The sequence below is a fragment of the Mesorhizobium sp. IMUNJ 23033 genome (assembly GCF_044778005.1).
In the GTDB taxonomy this organism is placed as follows: domain Bacteria; phylum Pseudomonadota; class Alphaproteobacteria; order Rhizobiales; family Rhizobiaceae; genus Mesorhizobium; species Mesorhizobium amorphae_A.
The window spans coordinates 13,883-32,939 of the sequence record NZ_JBJACT010000021.1; the positions used below are offsets into that span (position 1 = coordinate 13,883).

Consider the following 19,057-nt stretch of genomic DNA (forward strand, 5'->3'; position numbering starts at 1 on the left):
CTCATCCGACCTCGCTTCGCGAGGCCACCTTCTCCCACAAGGGGAGAAGGGAAGGATCGCCGAGCCCCTACCCCTTCAGCAGCGCCGCCAGCCTCGGTATGCCCTCTTCCACCGCACGCTTGTCAGCAAGCGTGAAGCTCAGCCGCAGCGTGTTGCGGCCCGAACCGTCGGCGAAGAAGGCGTTGCCCGGCACGAAGGCGACGCGCGCCTCCTTGACCGAGCGGGTGAGCAATGCGGTGGCGTCGGTGCCTTCGGGCAGCGTCACCCAGACGAACATGCCGCCATCCGGCCGGCTCCAGGTCACGCCTTCGGGCATGTTGGCCTCGAGCGCGCCAAGCAGGCCGTCGCGGCGTTCCCGGTAGGCGCCGATGAGCTTCTCCACCTGGCGGTCGAAGACGGCTTCGGCGGCGCGGTGCATGGCCACCTGGTTGATCGAGGGGCTATGCAGGTCGGAGGCCTGCTTCATCAGCACCAGGCGCTCCACGACGCGGCGCGGCGCGCAGACCCAGCCGACGCGCATGCCCGGCGACAGGATTTTCGAGAACGAGCCGCAATAGAGCGTGCGAGCGTTTTCGATGCTGCCGGAACGCGCGCAGTCGATCGCCAGGATCGGCGCCACGCCCTCGCCATCATAGCGCAGCGCGCGATAGGCGGCGTCCTCGATGACGGCGATGTCGAGCTCGCCGGCGAGATCGAGCACCGCCTCGCGCTGCCTGAAGCTCAGCGTCTCGCCGGTCGGGTTGGCGAAATCCGGCACCAGATAGGCAAACTTCACCTTGCCGCCGGCGGCAGCAGCGGCCGCGTGATAGGCCGCTGGCGTCATGTTGCCGCCGTCCGGCGTCAGCCGGTCGTAGCGCGGCTCATAGGCGTTAAAAGCCTGCAGCGCGCCGAGATAGGTCGGCCAGGTGACCAAAGCCGTGTCGCCGGGCGAGAGGAACAGCTTGCCGAGATAATCCAGCGCCTGCTGCGAGCCCGAGGTGATGAAGATGTTGTGCTCGTCGCAGGCGACGCCGAGCTTGCCCATCTGACCGGCCAGCCATCTTCTCAGCGGGAGATAGCCTTCGCTGACCTGATACTGCAGTGCCGACCCCGCCTCGGCGCCGCCGAGCACCGAAGCATAGGCATCGGATATGGCTTCGGTCGGAAACAGCGCCGGGTCTGGGATGCCGCCGGCGAAGGAGATGATGTCGGGCTGGTCGAGCAGTTTCAGCAGCTCGCGGATTTCCGAGGCCTTCATGCGCGACGAGCGCGACGCCAAGAGGTCCATCAATGTCACAGCCCACCTCCCCGTGGATTTTCTTCGAGCGTGACCAGGATCAGCTCGGGCAATTAGGTCAATCTGGCTGACCTATTATCAGGCTCCCCCGCCCGCTGGAATAGCCAGAAGGTCCTTCTGCGTGACCCAAAGCAAAAATTCACGTTTTATTGGTTGCGCATGGAAATTTGTTGCGCGCTTGCTGGGGTCGATGCAACCTCGTTTCGGATGGATCCGCATAAAAAGAACAGCGGTCCAGAAAAATGGGGATGGGGAATGACGCTCAAGCTCATCGGGGCCGGATTCGGCCGCACCGGCACGTGGTCGACCTTCGCCGCGCTGAACAGGCTCGGCTTTCCGAGCTATCACATGCAGGAAGTCATCCTCAACAAGGCCAACAAGGGCCATCTCGACTTCTGGCGCAAGGTGGCGAACAGCCCGCCCGGCAGCCAGCATGACTGGAACCAGGTGTTCGCCAAGTACACGGCCACCGTCGACAATCCCGGCTGCTGCGTCTGGCAGGAATTGCTGGCCGCCTATCCCGACGCCAAGGTGCTGTTGACGCTGCATCCGCGCGGCGCCGAAGCCTGGTACGAGAGCACGATCGACACGATCTACTTCACCGAGAATGTCTGGCAGTTCAAGATCCTGGAATGGCTGACGCCGTTCGGCCGAAAATTCGGCGACATGTCGAGCAAGCTGGTGTGGGGCCGCACCTTGGCCGGCGTGATGGACGACCGTGCCAAGGCGGTCGCGCGCTACAACGCCTACACCGAGGAGGTGAAGGCGGCGGTGCCGCCGGAAAAGCTGCTGGTGTTCAAGGTGACCGACGGCTGGGCGCCGCTCTGCGACTTCCTCGGCGTGGCGCACCCGAACGAGCCTTTCCCCAACCTCAACGACCGCGCCAGCCTCAAGAAGGTCATCGGCGATATCATCAAGGGCGCCTACATCATGCTGGGGCTGTCGATCGCCGGCGTGGTGGCGGTCATCGCGGCGCTCTGGTGGTGGCTGGGTTAGTGCGCTAGCCGGGATTGTCGTCATATTAGAATAGGCGCATATTGCGGCAGACCGCAGCTTAGCTCCGGTCATGAACTGCCGTTGGCCATGGCTGCCCTGGCGGTCCACAGGCCACGTCAAAATGTCAGTGAAAAGACAAGCACCTCCGTGCTGCTCAAACGTTTGAGCAGCACGAGGCAACGATATTTGGAGGAGACAGCCATGAAGGTTACCATATTGGCAAACTATGAACCCCACGCCGCCAAGGGACTGATGCAGGGATCAGACCGGGAAGCCGCAATCAAGGCAACGTTCGAAAGCGTTGGCGGCAAGATGACCAGTTTGATGTTTACGCGCGGCGCTTACGACGTCGTCGTCAATGGCGAGGTGCCTGACCAGACAGCCGGGATGGGCATGGCCCTTGCTGTACGGGCAAGCGGTTCGGTGAGCGACCTCGTCATCCTCGAAGAACTCGACATGAAGGGGGTGCTCGCCGCCGCCAAAAAGGCTGCCGGCTCTTACAAGCCTGCCGGCTGACCGGCCTGAAGGCAGCACGGCTCGATCGAACGGTGCCCGTGCTGCCGGGTCCCGAAATATACCGCGGTTGGCGCGCCAGCTAGGCTGGCCGGCGTCAGTTCCGTCCTTGCGTATCAGATGACGATCTTAGAGCAATTCCAGGAAAAGTGCGCAGCGGTTTTCCGTCCGGAATTGCGTGAAAACAAAGAGATAGAGCGGTTCTGCGTTTCCGTGAAACGTTGAACCGCTCTAGGCGGTTGCGCCGGTGTTAATCCGGTGCCTGCGAACCGGCCTGCTGAGCGGTCTGGGCCGAGAGCCGGCCTTTTCTGACCAGTATGGGCTTCGAGTATTGTTTCTTCATCGCGCGTTCCCCTGCTTGGCCCAAAGGCTGAGGCAATGGGGCCGGCCTGTCAAGCAGGCGGTCCGGCCATCAAATGCGCTGGGCCTTGCCCTCATTGGCCAGATACTGGTGGACGAAGGCGATGGCCATGCTGCCCTCGCCGACTGCTGACGCGACCCGCTTGACCGGGCTCAGCCGCACATCGCCGCAGGCGAAGATTCCGGGCGCACTGGTCTCGAGCAGATAGGGGTCGCGGCCATGCGACCAGAGCCCGGCCTTCTTCACGTCGTCGCCGGTCAACACATAGCCGCGCGCATCGCGCGCGACCTCGGCCGGCAGCCACTCGGTCTCGGCGTTGGCGCCGATGAACACGAACAGCCCGCCGCATTCGTGCCGGCTTACCTCGTTGCTTGTCTTGTCGAGAATGTCGATCGCCGTCAGGTGCGTCTCGCCGTGCACGGCCTGGACTTCGGAGCGAAGCTGGACCTTTACGTTCGATTTCGCCCTGAGCTGCTCGATCAGATAGTGGGACATGCTGTCGGCAAGCGACGGGCCGCGCACGAGCAGTGTGACGCTGCGCGCATGGCCGGAAAAATGCATCGCCGCCTGGCCGGCCGAATTGCCGGCGCCGATCAGGTAGACATCCTGCCCATGCGTGCTGCTCGCCTCGCTGCGCGCGGCACCATAATAGACGCCCTTGCCGATCAGCCGGTCGAACCCGTCGATGGCGAGGCGGCGCCAGGCGACGCCGGTGGCCAGGATGAGGCTGCGGGCGCGCACGACATCGGTGCCGTCGAGCACCACCTCATGCGTCGCCGGATCGATGCCGGCGACCGAGCGGGTGACCAGGATTTCGGCGCCGAGCCGCTTTGCCTGCTGCAGCGCGCGGCTGGCGAGCTCGTCGCCGGAAATGCCGCTCGGAAAGCCGAGATAGTTCTCGATGCGCGACGACGTGCCGGCCTGCCCGCCGGGCGCCTCGCGCTCGACGACGATGGTGCGCAGGCCCTCGGAGGCGCCATAGACCGCCGCGGCAAGACCGGCCGGCCCGCCGCCGACGATCGCGACATCGTACTCGGCGCCGCGCGGGCGCGTCTGCAACCCCAGACGAATGGCAAGATCGCGCACGGCGGGTCTTTCGACGATCTCGCCGTCCGTCAGGAGGGCGACGGGACCATCCCGAGCCGGCCTGCCCTGGGCGGACCAGAAAGCCTCGGCATCCGACGTGTCGGGCAGCAGCCAGGTGAACGAGATCTGGTTGCGGGCGAGAAACCGGCGCAGGTCGCCGCAGGCCGTGTCCCAACGGTGGCCGACCAGGGTGACGCGCGGCTTCTGCGGTTCGGCGGTGACGCTCTGCAGCCCACCCATGCGCTCGCGGGCCAGCGCGCTGACCTTCTGGGCGACGTCCTTCGAAACCGCCGCGATGGAATAGTATTGCTGGACCTCGATGCGCATGACGCGGGACGGCTCGGCGGCGCGATAGCCGCCCGGAAAACCCGAGCCAAGCGCGATCGGCACCTCGCCGAAGATCGTTCCCGGCAACCGCCAGCCGAGCGTCCGCTCGACGCCGTCGAAGGTTTTTACGACTTCGATCTTGCCGGCGAGAACCGCAAAGAGCGCTGCCTCGCCGCCCTCGTGGACCGCGAACTCTCCGGGGCTGAGATGAAGGTCGGCGGCCATCCGCGCCAGGCGCTCCAGCTCGGCCGCCGGCAGACCCGAGAACAACGGGATCGCTCCCACTTCATCAACTGTCAGCATGGCCCCTCGCAGGCATCAATTAGCGTTGTTTTTTGGGCGCGATCAACAGAAAAAGGTGGAGAGCGTTACCCCTGACGCAAGGATACCGACCGATGCCGATCAGCCTCTACGAGTTCGCGGTCCTGGAGGATCAGGAGTGGGTCCTGCCGGTTGATGACAGTTACTTCGAGTTCTTCTTCGGCCTGGATGGAAGGGTTCTCGACACATGGGATCCGCCGGTCATGCAGCGCATCGCCGAGGACGACCGCGTCTACCTCTATTCGGACTTCCCCTGGCTTGGCGAACACGCACCGCTGCTGCGCAAGCCCGCCGTCGATGCGCTGGCGGCATCATTGCAGCCCTATGGCCAGTTGCTGCCGCTTAGCGGCGATCCGGTCTGGCTCTTCAACGTCACCAATGTGATCGACGCGCTGGACAAGGAGCGGTCGCAGATCGTCACTTTCGAAGACGGCGGCATCCTCGCAATCGAACGCTACGTGTTCCACGCGCATCGCATCGGCAACGCCGAGATCTTCAAGCTGCCGATGCGCGCGTCGTCCGTGTTCGTCAACGACGTGTTCGTCGATCGGGTCCGAAACGCGGGCCTGAAGACGGTGTCTTTCAAGCCCGTATGGACATCGGACGAAGCCAGGTAGCGCTGATCCGTGATCGCGGCGCTGCGGTGGTGGTTGGGCGAGAGGCGACCGGACGCCGCCGGCCGGATGCGTTCGACAGAGCAAGGCGTCCGGCTCGGCCCGTTAAAACGGCAGCCGGATTTCGTCAGAAGGGGACTTCGACCAGCCGATGTCCTTCTGGGTTTCCGGCGGCAGATTATCCAATGCGCGCATCGTCTCGTTGCGCTTGCCGGCTCGCTTGAGAGCAGCTGCAATTCGGCCAAGGGTTTTGAACATCGACATCCTCCATATCGTAGCGGTGGAAAAAGCAGTGCTGCCCTCTCACGCCGCGCCGGTTTTGCGATGCTTCTGTATCCGATCGATTACGCGGGAACGGTGAAGTGCTTCACGAAACCGTGCCAATCCGAAACATTTGTATGCAAATTAATTTGGAGGGATGTGCGACACCGCCAAGCATGCGGCCTGCGATATCCGCCACTTAGCCTTATTGGCTGATGCGCTGATTCACCTTCCCGGCTCCAAAGACCGAGCCAGCCAGATCATTTGTCAGCAAGTGGCGGATCAAGACTCCAAGCGAGCGGGCATCGGCACACCGGCCAGTGCATCGCGCTCGGCCGGCGCGATGACGCGCGGCAGGGAAAGCGGGGCGTTCGTGTGCTGGTCGAAGAGCGGATTCGGCCGGCCGAGGCCGCGCAGCCACCAGAAGAGAAGTTTTGAGACGCGCCGCGCAAAGAGGCTGAACGTCGGTGGCGGCGGCGCGTTGGGTGGCAGCGGGCCGACGGCGGAGAGTTCATGGATCCGGCAAAGCGGCGCGCCGAGCACCGTGTCGCGGGGCGCGGCGTCGTGGCACATGAAGGAATGAGTGATGGCGACCACCGGGAAGCGCGGGCCGGCCGAGTTGCCGATCGGGGTCCGGCAACAAGAGGTGTACCAGCGCAGCACCTTGCCGGAGAATTGCAGGCAGCGCACGGCGTCCTTGCCCGCGGCAAGCGTCACACGGCCAGCCAGCATCTGGAAGATGTCCGTGCCGCCGGCGACGTCGAGCATGTCCGGCCGCTCGAGGAAGCGCGCGAAGGCCTGGCAGTCCCGGCAGTAGAGGTGAAGCGGAAGCCGGTGCGCGGTGCAACGTCCTTGGCGACGCCGCTGACGCGGCCGCAGCGGCAACGAAGCGGAACATCCTTTGCGGCCTGAGTCATGAGACAAGCTCCCTGATCCCGGCACGTCATGATGTCGGGGGCGAGGCTTGCCCCAGAGCGCCGTGTGGATTGATGTCCTCGCACATCTCTCCTGCGGGCCGAACCGGGCCGTTCATGGGCATCGTGGTTCACATTAACGGCATTGGGTTGCCGCAAGAAGTCAGCTATGGCAACAGCGCCGTGCTTCCGCGTCAGGACCACATCGAAATGGCCCGTCGGTACGGCTTGCTGCCCAGCGCCTCAGAATTTGTAGTTGATCTTTCCGACGACGACATTTTCTGTGTCGCGATTGTCTACGAAGAAGCCCGTATTCACGTCGCTTTCGCCAGACTTGGTGCCAAAATCATAGTAGTTCCATTCGACGCCCGCGGTCCAATGGTCGGTGAAGGCGTATTCGACGCCCAGGCCGGCGGTCCAGCCAACCCGAGACCCGCCTCCAAACGATTGCTGAAAGCTGTCGACTTCCGCAAATTTGTAGTTGGTGAAGGCAACACCGCCATCGCCATAGACCAGGAACCGATCGACAGCATAACCGAGACGCCCGCGCACCGAGCCCAGATAGTCCTGCTTGGTTTCGCAGACCGTGCCGGTAACATTGGAACATTGGTTGTCGCCCTTCACAGTCGAGCCTGCAAGGTCGCCTTCAATGCCGATGACGAACTGGTTGATCTGGTAGTTGTAGCCTATCTGGCCGCCGAAAATACCGCCGGACCCATTTGTATTGAAGGGAATGAAGGTGGTACCCGACCAACGGCTGTCATTCCACCCGCCGCCCGCTTGAGCGCCAACGTAGAAGCCGGTCCACGAAAAAGGCATGGCGGCGACGGGCTGGACAAGGTCCGCGGCCAGAATTGGAGAAGTGGCTGCCAGAAATGCAACCGAACAGAGCAATACCAGTTTCATGAAGCCCTCCGCGTGAATCGACTAAGGTTGATATCGCTCGGCAAATCAGCCGCTTCAACCAAAAGTTTTACCTCTCGAAATTGTGATCGAACGCAGTTGCAAAGTAGCAACAGGCCAGTCGTGGAGAGCGAAGGCTGCAACGCGCAAATGTCTCCACGAAAGTCCTGGCGCCGCTTTCGCGTCGGCACAAGTCACCACGCCGAAGCTCGCAGCCCGGCCCTCGTAGAAGCCCGGAGCGATAGCCTCAAGTCCGCGATCACAGGCGACCTTTGGTGCGGACCATGGTCCGCCTTGCGACACCAGCCGGCACATGCGCATTCTTGCTGTCGAACCCGACGGCAAGGGCCTGGCACCACACTACCCCCCGGTGTCAGGCCCTTTGTCTATCCACCCGGCGGCTCGCAATTTTCTTTGCAACTTATTGTTTTGCCGCAGCGTATCTGCCGAAGACGGCAGGCCGCTTGGGTTGGGGTAGGTGCGGCGGCGCTGGCCTGCCGTCGCCAGGCGTGTTGGCCACGGCCTTTTCCAAACCGAAAGGTCAGCGTGGCAAAAACCAGCGGCGCTATTTGCGCGTGAGCCAGTCCAGCATGTCGGGGTCGATGTCTTCGTGGCCGGTCAAGTCGCGGATGAGGGACGCGGCGAGCGTGCGCCACCGGGCTTCCGGGACATTGCCTTCCATGACCGATTTGATGAAAGCGGTTCGCAGGATGTCGCAGTCAAAGGCGGATACATCCACCTGGCCTCACCGGCATTCGCGTCGGCCATTTCCGGTCCACGCCGCTGAAGGTGCTAGCCAAGCAGCCGGTCATAGTCGGCCTCGGCCTGGCCGTAGAAGCCGTCGGCGATGCTGACCAGACCGTCCCTGTCGCGAATGGTGATCGCGCCGCGTCGAGACTTGATGAGGCCGCGCCCTTCCAAAATCTGAAGACCGACCGTGACGCCGGGACGCCTGACCCCAAGCATGACCGACAGGAGTTCGTGGGTGATCAGGATTTGCTCGCCGGCCACCCGGTCATCACACATCAGCAGCCATCTGGCCAGCCGATCCTCCAGCTTCGCACGGGCATTGCTCAACGCAGTGGATCTGGTCTGGATATGCAGATAGTGGACATAGCGCAGCAGGAAGGGGCGAAGCGTCTGGCTGCTTTGGAGCGCGGCGTTGAAGGGTGCCGCATCCATGCAGACCGCCTCGCTCGTCATCTGGATGTAGCAATCGTGAGGTGCCCAGTCGGCGCCCATCACCAGCGCGGACCCGGACATGCCTTCGCGACCGATGATGCCGACCTCTGTGTCGAGGCCCGGCCGGTTCCTGGCCACCACCGAGGCGATGCCGCTTTCGAGGAAGCAAACCGAGCTGATCGGCTCGCCTGCCGTTTCGAGCGGATCCCTGAGGTCGAGGAAACGATTGTGCAAATGAGGCGCGAGCAGCGCAAAGTCGTCTGGGTTCATGCGGCGCAAAAGGTCGCTTTTATCCCTGCTGACCGTCTGGTCCATCGCACTCTCCCGAAAAGGGGCAAGAGCGCATGTCATCTCCCGGCCGCGTGCGCCCGGCGTCAGCGCCCATGAATGTGGCTGGCGATCTGCTCAGTGTACGCTTTCGAACAAAACTTGGCGAACGATATATTAGCCGCCCCTCATCACCGCGCCATCTTCCCATCCTTCGCGACAGCCCTGCCCCGGCGATATACGGTGCGCGCTCCCGGCACGGCGACCACAGCCTCGGGGACATGCTCGGCCGGCATGGCGACAAAGTCGGCGGCGGCGCCGACCGCGATGCCATAGCCTTCAAGCCGCAGCGCTTTTGCGCCGGCATAGGTCACCACGTCGAAGGCCGCTGCAAGTTCGCGGTCCTCGTAAAAGCCGGAGCGGTAGCCGATCAAATTGGCGCGCGAGAGCATGTCGCCATCGCCATAGGGCCACCAGGAATCGCGGATGTTGTCGGAACCGCTGAAGACGGTGACCCCGGCCTGCCGCAGCGCCGCGACCGGCGGAAAGGCGTGGTTGCCCGGGGCGTTGGTCATGATCGAAACACCTGAGGTAGCGAGCATCGCGCCGGCCTTGTTGAGCGCATCGGCGGGAATGTCGCCCAGCGCATAGGCGTGGCTGACCGCGACGTGGCCGGCCATGCCGAGTGCCTTTGTCCGATGTGCGATCTCCTCGATCTGAAACAGACCGAGGCTGCCGCCATCGTGCAGATGGATATCGACGCCGACGCCGTGCTTTTGCGCGAGGCCGAATACCACGTCGAGATGGCCCGATACGTCGCGATCGAAGCTAGCTGGGTCGAGCCCGCCGATCAGGTCGCAGCCCAGCCTGAGCGCCTCGTCGAGCAGTTCCGGCGTGCCGGGCGAAGACAAAATACCGCTTTGCGGGAAGGCGACGAGCTGGATGTCGATCAGGTCGTGATAGGCCGAGCGCACGGCAAGGATTGTTTCGAGGTGCTTCAGGCCGACCGAGCCATCGACCATGACATGGCTGCGCATGGCAAGGCTGCCATTGCCGATGCAGAGCTCGAGCTGGCTTTTCGCGCGTTCCGCCATCGGCGCGGCGGCGGCGAGGTTTTGTGCCTGGAACGCGACGCGCTCGCGCACGTCGAAACCGTCGGTGCACGGGATGTGCGGACGCCAGGCGTCGCCGTAAAAGGAGGTGTCGAGATGGATATGGCCCTCGACGAAACCGGGCACGACGAGCTGCCCACCGAGGTCGATGGTGGCGGCGGCGGTTGCTTGCGTCCGCTCGGCTGCCGGGGTGATGGCGCTGAAGCGCCCGTCGGTGACGATGAGATCGACCAGCGCGCCATCGGCCAGTTTTGCGTTCAGGAAAATCGTCTGCTCGGTCAAGGGCGCCGTCCATCGGTTGAAGCGCCAGTCGTCGCCGCTCGTTCGAAGGAGGTCAATGCGGGAAAGGCGAGAAAGTGTTTGCGCCGAATCCGTTCTTTAGCGCCCGCATATTCCGCTTTCGCGGAAGTTTCGGCGAACCAGCGATGTGCGATGCTGATTTTGCGGCGGTACGAGCCGCCCTGGTCGGCGCGAGCTCAGAGCACACCCCAACATGCGCCCCCGCAGCCGCGTCGACCACGGCAGGCCCGCGCCCCCATCAGGCAATATGTGGTGGCAACCACCCCTGCTCCGTCGGCACCGGCGCGACCAAAAAGCGATCAGCCGGCGGAGCCGCCTCTCACAAAGTTCTGGGCAAACTCGGCCGTCAGCGCCTCATACTCCTCCATCGCCGGCAGCGCCGCATAGCTGTGCACGGCCGGCGTCGTCGCCCAGGGCAGCCTCTCGCTGGTCCAGGTCTCGACGAAGGGCGTGAACCAGCCTGGATCGTCGAGCATGGTCGGGCGCAGGTTGACGAACCAGTCGAGCCCCTCCGGCCGCGTGAACATCCAGCTCATGCAATGCGGGCAGAAGAAATGCCGCGAGGCGCCGTGCAGGCCGCCGATCACCGGTTCGCCCTCAATGACTTCGAACCCGTCGCTCGGAATGGCGGCGCTCAGCGAATAGGCGCTGGCCGACATCGACTGGCAGCCCGTGCAATGGCAGGCCATGGTGAGCAAGGGCGGCGCGGAAATCTTCAGCCGCACGCGCCCGCAACGGCATCCGCCTTCGGCCGGCAAGGTCAGGTGTGGCAAGGTGGCCTCCATGGTTGCGTTATCCCTTCTCCCCTTGTGGGAGAAGGTGGATCGGCGCGAGGGCGCCGAGACGGATGAGGGGTGTTCCAGCGGAGTGAGACGCTGGCGTTCCCTGGAACACCCCTCATCCGTCGCCTTCGGCGACACCTTCTCCCACAAGGGGAGAAGGGGAGCTCAGTTCCCCGTCAGCGCCTTCGTCGTAACCAGCGTGACGCCGGCCTCCGTGAAGGCCGCGTTGTGGCGGGCGATGATCTCGGCGGCGGTCTCGCCGGGCGTGTCCATTGTCGAGTGGGCGTCGGAAACCACGGTGACGCCGAGCCCTTCGGCAAAGGCACCCTCCACCGTCGCGGCAATGCAAAAATCGGTCTGCGCGCCGGCAAGCACGACCTCGCCGGCGCCTTGCCCGGCCACCCATTCGCCAAGGCCTGAGTTGCTGAAAGCATTGCGAACACTCTTCGCGAAAGTCGGCTCATCCCCGGCCTGGCCGAGCGCCGGCCACACCGGCCAGCCCGGCTCGCCCGGCGCCAGCGGATCGCCCGTCGGCCCATCATGCCTGACAAAGGCCACCTTGCGCCCGCTCCGCCTCGCCCAGTCGATCAGCGCGCGGGCGCGGGCAACCATGCCGTCGGCATCATGGATAGGCGGCTCGAAGCGACCGTCGAACATGCCGGTCTGGAGATCGATGACGATGAGGGGCGCGAGGGCTGGTTCTGGCATGGCGCGAACATAGCGTGGGTGGCGGGTGGGTCAAGGATAGGGCGACGCTGAAGCAGCCAATCTCCCCCCTTGTGGGGGAGATGCCCGGCAGGGCAGAGGGGGGCGCGAAGGATCGCGGCCTTCCTGCATTCGCCCATCCGAAAGCCCGCGAGGATGGCGGATAGGTTGACTGAGAGGCTGGCGGGACAGCGCCCCCCTCTGGCCTGCCGGCCATCTCCCCCACAAGGGGGGAGATCGCAGCTTCCGCCCCTCACCCGATCCCGCCGGTCACCGCATAAGCGCCGGCGGTGCGGCCGTCCTCAGCTCGCACCAGCGCGGTGACGATGGAGCCGTAGGCGCTCCGCCAGATGCTGTGGAACCCGGCGTGCTCGCGCGCCGGAACCAGCACGCGCCCGGTGAAGCGCCTGCCGATGCGCTCGCACGCGACGAGCTCGCCATTGACGTGAAGCGTTACGCTCGCCGTTGATGCTTCGTCTGCATCGACCTGCAAGTCGAGCGTGACAACGATCTGGTCCTGATCGCCGGAATCTCGCTTCTCGGCAGCAAGCGCAATGCTGAGCGGCTCGCCTTGCCAGTCACCCACCCGGCCGCGACCAGCGGAAAACACATCGTCCGGCAATTCCGGCGTGCGCGGCGGGCTTGTGCGGCGGGCAGCTGAGCGCTCATAGTCGCCGGCCATGCGAAGCAGTTCCACATCGCTATAAGCCTTGCCGGCGAAGGTAAGGCCGACCGGCATACCGATATCGGCCATGGTGCCCATCGGCACTGTGACGGTCGGAATGCCGAGGTGACGCCAGACCAGATTGCCGTTGGCGACCCAGGTGCCGTTGCGCCAGGCAAGGGCTGCCGAGGCCTTGTCGATATCGGCATCCGCCGGCCCGACATCGGCCACGGCCGGTAGCACCACCGCGTCGAGGCCTTGATCGTCGAGCCAGTCCTCGAAGTCGATCCGTCGCGTCGCCTCCAGGCCTTTCAGGCCCGCTTCCAGCGTCGGGATGTCGGCGAAGGGCGTGACGCCCAGCTTCGCCCGCTCGACATACTCCGCCAGGTCGAAACCGTCCTCGCCATAGCGATCCGGCAGCGTCCCCGGCGGCTGCGGGAAGATCTTCGGGCCGTCGACCGAGACAAGATCGGGAATGGCCGGATCGGCATTGGCGCGCAAAAAGTCATCCCAGGCAAAGATGCAGAGATCCCAGATCTCGCGCTCGGCGAACTCTTGCGGCAGCAGACCGCGCTCGACCATGGTTTTCGTACCCGGGCGGTCGCGCTCGTAGTTGGAGACGACGGGAAAATCGACCTCGACAATCTTTGCGCCGAGCCGCTCCAGATCGCGCGCCGCCTGCTGCCACAGGTCCAGCACCGAGGCGCGGATTTCGATCGGCTTGGCGGCTTCCGTATCGCGGCCAATATACATGCGTGGCACGCCGAGCCGCTTGCCACTCAGCGCGCCCTTCAGCTCGAGCGCGGTGTAGCTTTGCGGCCGCACGTCACTGGACTTCGGCAGCGCCACCCAGGGCTGCGCGCGCCAGAAATCACCGCGCGTCTCCGCGTCGTCGGCGACGATCACGTCGAGCAGTTCCAGCATGTCAGGCACCGAGCGGGTGTGCGGCACCACCACGTCCATGGTCGGCACCAAGGGCCAGTTGCCGCGCACCGAAATGACGCCGCGCGACGGCGTATAGGCGACCAGCGCGTTGTTGGAGGCCGGCGCCCGGCCGGACGACCATGTCTCCTCGCCGAGGCCGAAGGCAGCGAAGCTCGCGGCCGTTGCCGTCCCCGATCCGTTGGACGATCCGGAGGCGAAGGCGGCGGTCAGGTAGTCGCCATTGTAGGGGCTTTCGGCGCGGCCATAGACGCCGCGCTGCATGCCGCCATTGGCCATCGGCGGCATGTTGGTCAGCCCGATCAGCACAGCGCCGCCGGCGCGCAGGCGCGCGATGGTGAAGGCGTCCTCACTGGCGACGAGATGCTCGAAGGCCGGCGAGCCGGCGGCTACAGTCAGTCCCTCCGCCTTGTAGCTGTCCTTGGCGGTGTAGGGGATGCCGTCCAATGGCCCGCGGGTCGCGCCAGCCCTGCGGCGGCGGTCGGAGGCAGCCGCCTCCTCGAACATTTTGGGGTTGAGGACGGGCACGGCGTTGAGGGCAATGCCATGGCGGTCGTACTGGGCGATGCGCCGGAGATAGGCGCCAACCAGTTCGACGCTGGTGACGGTGCCCTCTTCCAGCGCACGGCGCAGGTCGGCGATTGAGGCTTCGACGAGGTGGAGGTTGGTCATCGGATACTACTCGGATGGCATTTCTTCACCTCTGCCCGGCCGGGCATCTCCGCAGCAAGGGGGAGATTTGGAAGCTTCGCCGATTTCGCAGCGTTGCTTGGGCACTCAGCTCACAACATCTTGCTGTCGAGCTGGCCGTTTTCCTTCATCAGCTCAATCCAGGTCTTGGCACTGGCGTTGCCGTGCCCCGCCGCCTTCAAGAACCATTTGGCGGCATCCTTGTAGTTGGGCTTCCCGCCGATCCCGCGATAGTAGAGCGTGCCCAGGCTGAACTCGGCATCGACATTGCCCGCCTTTGCAGCTTCCAGCCACCAGGACTCGGCAGCCTTGTCGTCTCTTGCAATGCCCACGCCGTTGGCGGAGGCGTAGGCCAGACTGAGCTGGGCATCGACATTTCCCTGTCGCGCCGCCTTGAGCCACCATGCCGCCGCATCCGCACCGCTTTGCGGAACGCCGACACCCTCGGAATAGGCTGTGCCGAGCGCTTTCTGTGCGAAGGCATTGCCCTGGTCGGCGGCTTTGCGCCAGAGCCTTGCCGCCCGAAAGGCGTCCTTCGTCACTCCCATACCATCCCAATACAGTCCACCGAGAGCGAACTGCGCAAGGTCGTTGCCCTTGTCGGCCGCCTTGCTCAGCCAATCGAATGCCCGCCCCTCGTCCTTCCCGACGCCCTGCCCGTCCCGATACACGACCCCGACATTGTACTGCGCGACCACATGGCCTTTGAGGGCGGCCTTCATCCACCATTGGAAGGCCAGATTATCGTTCTGCGCGAGGCCGTGACCCTGGCTGTAAAGGATGCCAAGCAGGTATTGAGCGTCGGCGTTTCCGCCGTCTGACGCCTTTTGTGCCCAAGTCGCGGCCAACGCATCGTCCCGCCTGACGCCTTCGCCAAGGGAATATGCCCGGGCCAGATTGGCACCGGCTTCGGCATTCCCCGCTTCCGCGGCCTTGCGCCACCAATAGACCGCCTGCTCGTCGCTCTTCGCGACGCCTCGGCCCATCGAATAATATCCGCCCAGATTCGACTGAGCGAACAAATAGCCCTGATTGGCAGCCTTGTTCATCCACGCAAATGTCTGGCCGTCGTCCGTGGCGACGCCTTTTCCCTGCCCATAAGCAGCCGCCACCGCGTATTGCGCATCGGCCAGACCGGCAGTTGCAGCCCTTCATCCACAATTCGAATGCCAGGCGGTCATCCTGACCAACGCCGTGGCCAAGCGAATAGAGAGTGCCCAGCAGAGCCTGGGCATTCGGCTCGCCCTTGTCGGCCGCCCTTCGCGTCCACATCACGGCGAGCTGATCGTCCTTCTTGAGACCTTGGCCGAGATAGTAGGCACGGCCGATGCAGAAGATGGCTTCGGCGCTCCCGCCATCGGCTGCCTTGCGCCACCAGGAGAGGGCCTCCTCATAACTTTGCGTAACACCCTGGCCCTTCGCATACAGGACGCCGACGACGTACTGACTATTCGCATTGCCCTTGTCGGCTGACTGCCTGGCAAACTTCAACGCCAGCTGATCGTTTCTTTCGACCCCTTGGCCGTTGGAGTAGGCTTGGCCGAGAGAATATTCGGCTTCCCCGCTCCCCTGATCAGCCGCCTTGCGCCAACAATAGAGAGCCTGCTCATAACTTTGCGCCAGACCCTGGCCATGCCAGTACAAGACGCCGAGCTGGTACTGCCCATTCATGTTGCCTTTGTCGGCGGCTTTTCGTGAAAAACTCTCGGCAAGCTGATTGTCCTTTTCGACTCCCCTGCCCATAAAGTAGGCTTGACCCAGTGCGGCCATGGCTTCCGCATTGCCGCGCTCGGCGGATTTTTTCCACCAATACACCGCTTGGCCGTCATTTTGCGCCACGCCCTGGCCGCGCCAGTACAGCGCGCCGAGCTGGCCTTGTGCATCGGCATTGCCCATCTTCGCCAACAGCGACATCTGGCGGTATGCCTCGATGTAGTCCTTGGCGAGGAATGCCGCCTGCACCTTTCTTATGGCAGACCACTGAACGTAATAATTGCGAGCCGGCCAAAACAGCACGACCGCAGTCAGCACAAGCAAGACGATCGGAACAATTCTTCGGCGACGCGGCGCGGTCGGACTGAAAACTGTCGTATCCGCTTCAAGCGGCCAGTCGTTGTTGCTCACGGTCCCCAACCCATTTGCGATCCCCAGCAATCATTAGCGCAAGCCGCGCTGATGTGGAATATCCGCGGTTGTGGATACCTCCGCTATTCCGGCGCGCCGGCGAACAGCACCACGCCGTCGCCGCCCGCCCCTGGCCAGTCCCTGATGGCGCGGTCGTAGCCGCCGGTGAGCAGCGTGCCGTCGGCGGCGAAGGCGACCGAATAAAGCGGCCCGGTGCCTGGATCGAACTCGGCGATCTCGGCGCCGGTGTCCATGTTCCAGAGCCGCGCCGTTCCGTCGAGCGAGACCGAGGCAAGCCGCTTGCCGTCGGAGGAAAGCGCGATTTCATAGACGGTGCCGGAATGGCCCTCGAAGCGGCGCACTTCCTTGAAGGTGTCGAGATCCCAGAGCTTGATCGTGTAGTCGCCGCTGCCGGTCACCGCATGGTGGCCGTCGGCGGTGAAGACGGCGCCATAGGTGCCCTGCTCGTGGCCGTGCCAGCTGCGCAACTGCTTGCCTGAAACGATGTCCCAGAGCTTCAACTCGCCGTCGATGCTGCCCGAGATGGCGCGCGTGCCGTCAGGCGAGACGGCGACGGCGCTGACGGACCAGTCGTGGCCCGGCAGCACATGCAGCACGCTGCCCTTGTCGATATCCCAGACGATGACGCTGCCGGTGTCGTGGCCGCTGACGGCCAGTCTGCCGTCCGGGCTGATCGCCAGGTTCCTGACGCCACCATTCGTGCCTGAGGAAAAGACGTGCAGCACCGCGCCATCCGAAAGTTGGCGCAGCACGATCTCGCCGTCGTCGCCCGCGGTCAGTGCCCGCTTGCCGTCGGGCATGAACAGCGCCGTGCGCGCCATGTCCTTGTGGACACATCGCGGATCAGCCGCTTGCCGTCGATGTCCCAGAGCTTGATCATGCGGTCGGTGCTGGCGCTCATGATCTGATGCCCGTCGGCCGACACCGCCAGCCAGACCACGGCATCGCGATGGCCGTCGGGCTGGGTGGGTTGCGGCGGCGCGGATGGTGGCGGGGGCGCCACGGTCTGTGGCGGCGGGGCAGCCTGCGGCGGCGCAGGTGCCAGTGCCGTCTTTGGCGGTTCTTCCGGGGCCGGCGCAAGAGCTGGCGGCGTGACCGGCGCCGGCTCGGCTGGAGGCGGTGTCTTGACGACCTGCTCTGGTGGCGGAGCCGGCGTGACGGGCGATGGGGCCGCCGGCGCCGGCGGCGGAGCATCGGCGACATCCTGACCCTTCGGCTCGGCGGGCACCTCCCCGCCCGTCCGCCATGGACCGAACTGGTCGGCCAGCAGTGCCAGCACGGCGAGCATCGGCAGGGCAAGGAAAACCAGGCGCAGGCGCGGCCTGCCCGAAACCTGCACTTCCGCCGCCCGGCCGAACAGTCGCGCGCCGCGCTGGCGGCCCGGCCAGCCCGGCAACAGGCCTTGCCAGAACAGCAGCGCACCAAGCGCGCAGACCAGCGCCGCCGCCAGGAATGCCACGAGCCGCAGGGACGCCGCATCCGCCAGCGGATGCGCCAGGCGGCTCAAGGCGAAAGTGCCTGGCAGCAGGTACAGATGCGCCAGACAGGCCAAGGCAACGGCCAGCACAAGAAACGCCAGCAGCCTGTCAACAGACCTGTTCATCGGTTCCCCCCGCAGCGGCGCCAGTCTCCCCCGCGGGAAGAAAGCGATATCAACATCCTAGCCGAGCTCGTCGCGAAGGCTAGAGCAATTCCAGGAAAAGCGCGCGGCGGTTTTCCGTCCGTAATTGCGTAAAAACAAATAGTTAGAGCAGGTCGGCGATTCAATCAATTCGATCAAAAGCTGAACCTATCCAAGTGTCGGAAATTGCGAGATCGGGGACGTCTCCATCAGGGAGCCATTGCGGGCCTACTGCTTTCGGGAAAGACCTTGGAATCACAGATCTATGCGGCCGACGCGCGAATATCCGAATGCGCAACGCGCTGCTGCCTGTGTCTTTCGCGTCACTCCGCACGGGCGTCGAGAGCAGAAATGCCGACTTCTTCAAGAATAGAGGGCAACAGCGGCCGGCATGGTTGACAGGAAACACGAGTCTGACATTATCCACGCGGGATATTCTGGAGAGTTCGATCATGAAGAAGACCTATGAGAAGCCGGTGCTTGTCAAGAAGGGCAGGCTTTCCGCGATCACCGCCGCCAACGGCGCCTCCGGTCCTGTTGTGCTGCCGGGCTGATCTCAGCCGGGCAGACACTCACCCATGATTGACGGAAGACGGCAGCCCGACATTGCCGGGCTGGGAATCTTGGAGCGTTGGGCATGAAGAAGACCTACGAGAAGCCGGTGCTTGTCAAAAAAGGCAGGCTTTCCGCGATCACGGCCGGCAACGGCGCTTCCGGCCCCATCGGGCCCGCAGGCTGATTTCAGCATCCTTGATTGAGCGAAGATGGCAACCTGACTGCATAAGATCCTTGGAGGACTTGGACATGAAAAAGACCTATGAGAAGCCGGCGCTTTTCAAGAAGGGCAGGCTTTCCGCGATCACCGCCGTCAACGGCGCTTCCGGACCTGTCATCACGCCGCAATAATCTCGGCGGGCCAGGCGCCCTTCCGCGATTGACGGCAAGCCGATGTTGCCGGCACAAGATTTTGGAGAGGTCAGGCATGAAAAAGACCTATGAGAAGCCGACGCTTGTCAAGAAGGACAGGCTTTCGGCGATCACGGCCAACGGCGCGCTCTCGAACCCAACACTCTGA

21 protein-coding genes and 2 pseudogenes are annotated in these 19,057 nt (G+C 64.1%); 7 read left to right on the plus strand and 16 right to left on the minus strand.

Annotated features, from left to right (window positions below; translation table 11 throughout):
• Nucleotides 1-67: 67 nt before the first annotated feature.
• Nucleotides 68-1,267 carry a PLP-dependent aminotransferase family protein gene (locus tag ACFX5Q_RS21420; RefSeq protein WP_404281378.1) on the minus strand — a complete coding sequence of 400 codons (1,200 nt, stop codon included), beginning with the start codon at nt 1,265-1,267 and terminating at the stop codon, nt 68-70.
• Between the two features lie 264 nt (nt 1,268-1,531).
• On the opposite strand from ACFX5Q_RS21420, the gene ACFX5Q_RS21425 reads away from it, so the two are divergent.
• Both ACFX5Q_RS21425 and ACFX5Q_RS21430 read left to right on the plus strand, forming a co-directional pair.
• Nucleotides 1,532-2,272 carry a sulfotransferase family protein gene (locus ACFX5Q_RS21425; protein ID WP_404281264.1) on the plus strand — a complete coding sequence of 247 codons (741 nt, stop codon included), beginning with the start codon at nt 1,532-1,534 and terminating at the stop codon, nt 2,270-2,272.
• A gap of 201 nt (nt 2,273-2,473) precedes the next feature.
• Nucleotides 2,474-2,788 (plus strand): GYD domain-containing protein, encoded by a 315-nt coding sequence (locus tag ACFX5Q_RS21430; RefSeq protein ID WP_404281265.1) that lies wholly within the window; start codon nt 2,474-2,476, stop codon nt 2,786-2,788.
• A gap of 409 nt (nt 2,789-3,197) precedes the next feature.
• Here the strand turns inward: ACFX5Q_RS21430 and ACFX5Q_RS21435 are convergent, their stop codons facing one another.
• Nucleotides 3,198-4,862 carry an FAD-dependent oxidoreductase gene (locus ACFX5Q_RS21435; protein ID WP_404281266.1) on the minus strand — a complete coding sequence of 555 codons (1,665 nt, stop codon included), beginning with the start codon at nt 4,860-4,862 and terminating at the stop codon, nt 3,198-3,200.
• Nucleotides 4,863-4,954: 92 nt separating this feature from the next.
• Here ACFX5Q_RS21435 and ACFX5Q_RS21440 point away from each other — a divergent pair, with 92 nt between their 5' ends.
• Nucleotides 4,955-5,497 carry an imm11 family protein gene (locus ACFX5Q_RS21440; RefSeq protein ID WP_404281267.1) on the plus strand — a complete coding sequence of 181 codons (543 nt, stop codon included), beginning with the start codon at nt 4,955-4,957 and terminating at the stop codon, nt 5,495-5,497.
• Nucleotides 5,498-5,599: 102 nt separating this feature from the next.
• On the opposite strand, the gene ACFX5Q_RS21445 is transcribed toward ACFX5Q_RS21440, so the two are convergent.
• From ACFX5Q_RS21445 to ACFX5Q_RS21510, 14 genes and pseudogenes are all read right to left on the minus strand, one after another.
• A complete protein-coding gene (locus tag ACFX5Q_RS21445; RefSeq protein WP_404281268.1) occupies nt 5,600-5,752 on the minus strand; it encodes a hypothetical protein in 153 nt (50 codons plus the stop codon).
• Nucleotides 5,753-6,037: 285 nt separating this feature from the next.
• Nucleotides 6,038-6,697, minus strand: coding sequence for a DUF6151 family protein (locus ACFX5Q_RS21450; RefSeq protein WP_404281269.1), 660 nt, complete (start codon nt 6,695-6,697; stop codon nt 6,038-6,040).
• A 215-nt stretch (nt 6,698-6,912) separates the two neighbouring features.
• Nucleotides 6,913-7,575: an outer membrane protein gene (locus ACFX5Q_RS21455; protein WP_404281270.1), complete on the minus strand. Its 663-nt coding sequence runs from the start codon at nt 7,573-7,575 to the stop codon at nt 6,913-6,915.
• Nucleotides 7,576-8,137: 562 nt separating this feature from the next.
• The gene (locus tag ACFX5Q_RS21460; RefSeq protein ID WP_404281271.1) at nt 8,138-8,311 is read right to left on the minus strand and encodes a hypothetical protein; all 174 of its coding nucleotides are present in this window, start codon (nt 8,309-8,311) and stop codon (nt 8,138-8,140) included.
• 53 nt (nt 8,312-8,364) lie between these two features.
• A complete protein-coding gene (locus ACFX5Q_RS21465) occupies nt 8,365-9,069 on the minus strand; it encodes a Crp/Fnr family transcriptional regulator (protein ID WP_404281272.1) in 705 nt (234 codons plus the stop codon).
• Nucleotides 9,070-9,212: 143 nt separating this feature from the next.
• On the minus strand, nt 9,213-10,415 hold the full coding sequence (locus ACFX5Q_RS21470) for an amidohydrolase family protein (protein WP_404281273.1): 1,203 nt from the start codon (nt 10,413-10,415) through the stop codon (nt 9,213-9,215).
• A gap of 317 nt (nt 10,416-10,732) precedes the next feature.
• A complete protein-coding gene (locus ACFX5Q_RS21475; protein ID WP_404281274.1) occupies nt 10,733-11,218 on the minus strand; it encodes a GFA family protein in 486 nt (161 codons plus the stop codon).
• A gap of 162 nt (nt 11,219-11,380) precedes the next feature.
• On the minus strand, nt 11,381-11,923 hold the full coding sequence (locus ACFX5Q_RS21480) for a cysteine hydrolase family protein (RefSeq protein WP_404281275.1): 543 nt from the start codon (nt 11,921-11,923) through the stop codon (nt 11,381-11,383).
• A 250-nt stretch (nt 11,924-12,173) separates the two neighbouring features.
• Nucleotides 12,174-14,198: an amidase gene (locus tag ACFX5Q_RS21485; protein ID WP_404281276.1), complete on the minus strand. Its 2,025-nt coding sequence runs from the start codon at nt 14,196-14,198 to the stop codon at nt 12,174-12,176.
• 110 nt (nt 14,199-14,308) lie between these two features.
• A complete protein-coding gene (locus tag ACFX5Q_RS21490) occupies nt 14,309-14,938 on the minus strand; it encodes a tetratricopeptide repeat protein (RefSeq protein WP_404281379.1) in 630 nt (209 codons plus the stop codon).
• A 27-nt stretch (nt 14,939-14,965) separates the two neighbouring features.
• Nucleotides 14,966-15,328 (minus strand): annotated as a pseudogene (locus ACFX5Q_RS21495) (tetratricopeptide repeat protein); the annotation flags it as partial.
• 49 nt (nt 15,329-15,377) lie between these two features.
• A pseudogene (locus ACFX5Q_RS21500) lies at nt 15,378-16,130 on the minus strand (tetratricopeptide repeat protein); the annotation flags it as partial.
• Nucleotides 16,131-16,423: 293 nt separating this feature from the next.
• A complete protein-coding gene (locus ACFX5Q_RS21505; protein ID WP_404281277.1) occupies nt 16,424-17,161 on the minus strand; it encodes a WD40 repeat domain-containing protein in 738 nt (245 codons plus the stop codon).
• Nucleotides 17,137-17,964: a hypothetical protein gene (locus ACFX5Q_RS21510; RefSeq protein WP_404281278.1), complete on the minus strand. Its 828-nt coding sequence runs from the start codon at nt 17,962-17,964 to the stop codon at nt 17,137-17,139. Before ACFX5Q_RS21510 ends, ACFX5Q_RS21505 begins: the two co-directional genes overlap by 25 nt.
• 470 nt (nt 17,965-18,434) lie before the next feature.
• Between ACFX5Q_RS21510 and ACFX5Q_RS21515 the strand changes: the two genes are divergently transcribed.
• The 4 genes from ACFX5Q_RS21515 to ACFX5Q_RS21530 all read left to right on the plus strand — a co-directional run bounded on the left by ACFX5Q_RS21515 (nt 18,435) and on the right by ACFX5Q_RS21530 (nt 19,057).
• Nucleotides 18,435-18,536 (plus strand): lasso RiPP family leader peptide-containing protein, encoded by a 102-nt coding sequence (locus ACFX5Q_RS21515; RefSeq protein WP_192181609.1) that lies wholly within the window; start codon nt 18,435-18,437, stop codon nt 18,534-18,536.
• Nucleotides 18,537-18,619: 83 nt separating this feature from the next.
• A complete protein-coding gene (locus ACFX5Q_RS21520; RefSeq protein WP_404281279.1) occupies nt 18,620-18,721 on the plus strand; it encodes a lasso RiPP family leader peptide-containing protein in 102 nt (33 codons plus the stop codon).
• Between the two features lie 65 nt (nt 18,722-18,786).
• Nucleotides 18,787-18,888: a putative RiPP precursor gene (locus ACFX5Q_RS21525; protein WP_404281280.1), complete on the plus strand. Its 102-nt coding sequence runs from the start codon at nt 18,787-18,789 to the stop codon at nt 18,886-18,888.
• A 76-nt stretch (nt 18,889-18,964) separates the two neighbouring features.
• The gene (locus ACFX5Q_RS21530) at nt 18,965-19,057 is read left to right on the plus strand and encodes a putative RiPP precursor (RefSeq protein WP_404281281.1); all 93 of its coding nucleotides are present in this window, start codon (nt 18,965-18,967) and stop codon (nt 19,055-19,057) included.